General features: G+C 40.9%; 3 protein-coding genes and 1 pseudogene. All 4 read left to right on the top strand.

What is annotated here, in order from left to right:
* Positions 1 to 214: 214 nt before the first annotated feature.
* A complete protein-coding gene (locus Xenpb_RS19765; protein ID WP_222943052.1) occupies positions 215 to 625 on the top strand; it encodes a hypothetical protein in 411 nt (136 codons plus the stop codon).
* A 10-nt stretch (positions 626 to 635) separates the two neighbouring features.
* A complete protein-coding gene (locus tag Xenpb_RS19180) occupies positions 636 to 902 on the top strand; it encodes a hypothetical protein (RefSeq protein ID WP_187655714.1) in 267 nt (88 codons plus the stop codon).
* 299 nt (positions 903 to 1201) lie between these two features.
* Positions 1202 to 1678, top strand: coding sequence for a hypothetical protein (locus tag Xenpb_RS19185; protein WP_187655715.1), 477 nt, complete (start codon positions 1202 to 1204; stop codon positions 1676 to 1678).
* A gap of 32 nt (positions 1679 to 1710) precedes the next feature.
* Positions 1711 to 1986 (top strand): annotated as a pseudogene (locus Xenpb_RS19190) (transposase); the annotation flags it as partial.
* Between the last annotated feature and the right edge of the window lie 190 nt (positions 1987 to 2176).

Below are 2176 nucleotides of genomic sequence, written 5' to 3' on the forward strand. Positions count from 1 at the left end.
AAAGTGCACATCGGCATTTTAGGTTCGCGGGAATGGGCGGAACGGGTAAAAGCGGTTCTTTAATAAGCTGATAATCAAGGAAAAAATCGCTTAAAACCGTATGACCGTGCCGGAATCGTCCCTAAGATCCCATCGGGCTGCTGGGCGGCTTGAATCCATATGGGTATGTGCATAATCCGACCTGTTTGGGTTAGTCGGTGCTGATTGCGGGAAAATGTTTTCAAGCGAATCATATACCGAAATTGAAAAAGCCAAACTAGATGGCTGGATAGTTGATTCTTATAAGGATGGTAAATATAAAACTGTCGTCACAACTCAAGATACATATGTATATTGTGTCTATGGTGGAAATGCTAAACCAGGTGGCTCATTCGTATCAGATCTTCCCGCATCTAACCGTATACAAGCAAAAATTAATGTAGCTCTTCTATCTGAATGGAAAAATACTAGGGAATTTGAAGCTAAGATATTGGTTCCTAAAGGAACTGCGCTCCATGTAGGTCAGGTTGCACCACAAACAACAAAATTTGGGGCGGTTCTTAAAGGAGAAGCAACTCAAATCCTCCTACCTAGAGATTGGGATCCATCTTGGATAAAAGATGTAAGATCTATTCCATCAAAATAGAGATAACCGAATGAATAACAAGGAATTGATTAGTTTAGTCAAAAAGATAATTTCCGATTTGGAATTATTAGTCGAGCTTAGGCAAGAAAACCACTTAAGTTCAATTATAACTCTTTATAAAAAAACGCTTTTATCTTTAGAATCAGGAGAGCTAAAAGCCAACATTGTGAAGAATATGACTAGAGGATATCTAGAAATTTATAATGACTACGATAATCCTGTGCTTAACCTAATGTACACCTGTGAAAAAGAGTTAGATAAGCATATAAAATCATAGTAATTTATTTAAATTTCACATTGTTAGCTAAAAGCCGGAAAGATCCCTGCGATCTTCCGGCTTTCTTCTTTTTAAGAGCGGCTCAGTCCCTGCTCTTAGTTGCTGTTGTAGCCGGGCAAAAACGCACCGGGGCAAACGGATTAAACAGCCCAAAAGTGCACCTCGGTGTTTTAGGTTCGCAGTGATGGGCGGAACAAGTAAAAGATTCTCTTTAACAATATGATATATAAGGTGAAATCACTTAAAAAGTATGACCGCACCGGAACCCACCCTAAGACCCGATCGGGCTGGCGGGGAGCTTGAATCCTTACGGATATGTTCACAACTCTACCAATTTTATTGATCCATTTGGATTAGCGGGCAGTGACTGCGATGAGTTGGACTATCTTTTAACCTATCGAGGTGATACACGAAACCCTGATGAAATTTTCAATGATGGATTTAAACCATGGGGAACAAGTAAAGATCTGTACAAGCATATGATGGATGCCCAAGACCCGCCAAGTTATTTTATAAGCCCTACAACTTCGCCAGGCGTTGCAGCAGAATTTGGTTCCGAATTTTACACTTCCAAAGGTTTTGTATATGCCATAAAAGATAAAAAAGGTGTGGGAATAGATGTGAATGCAACTTTGGGTAGAGGACATGATTTCGCTAAAGAAGTAGAAATCGCATATCCCGGTGGTATCAAGTCAGAAAAAATATTAGGTGCTAGCCCTGTTAACGAACGGGGGGATTTTATAGGTTATATACCCATCGTAATTGAAGATGCTTGATTTTTTACTTAAATTAGATCATGTTGATGCCCATGAAAATTCATCTGACGTCAGACCAAAAACACGCCCTCGAATTAATGCATGATACGACTCGTGATGGACGGGTACGCGACCGTATCAAGGCCGTTCTTTTAGCTTCCGAGGGCTGGACAGCCCAGATGATTGCTCAGGCCTTGCGTATTCATGAAAGTACCGTCAGTCGTCATCTGAAAGATTATTTCTCTGAGGAAAAGCTCACCCCTGAAAATGGGGGCTCTGAAAGCCGTTTGTCTGCCGAACAAACGACAGAATTAGTTGAGTATCTGACCGTCAATTTGATGCATACCACCGCACAAATTGCGGCCTATGTCTGGACACGTTGGCAAATTGCTGGTCACGTATTCAATCCGTTGATGGTGGTATATAATTCCCCTTTTTTCGGAGAAATTAAATGGCGATGATTGAAGTAAAATGTCGATTTTGCCAACGAACAGAATTCGTCAAAAAGCACGGTAAAGG

The organism is Xenorhabdus sp. PB62.4 (assembly GCF_014467285.1).
Classification (GTDB): Bacteria; Pseudomonadota; Gammaproteobacteria; order Enterobacterales; family Enterobacteriaceae; genus Xenorhabdus.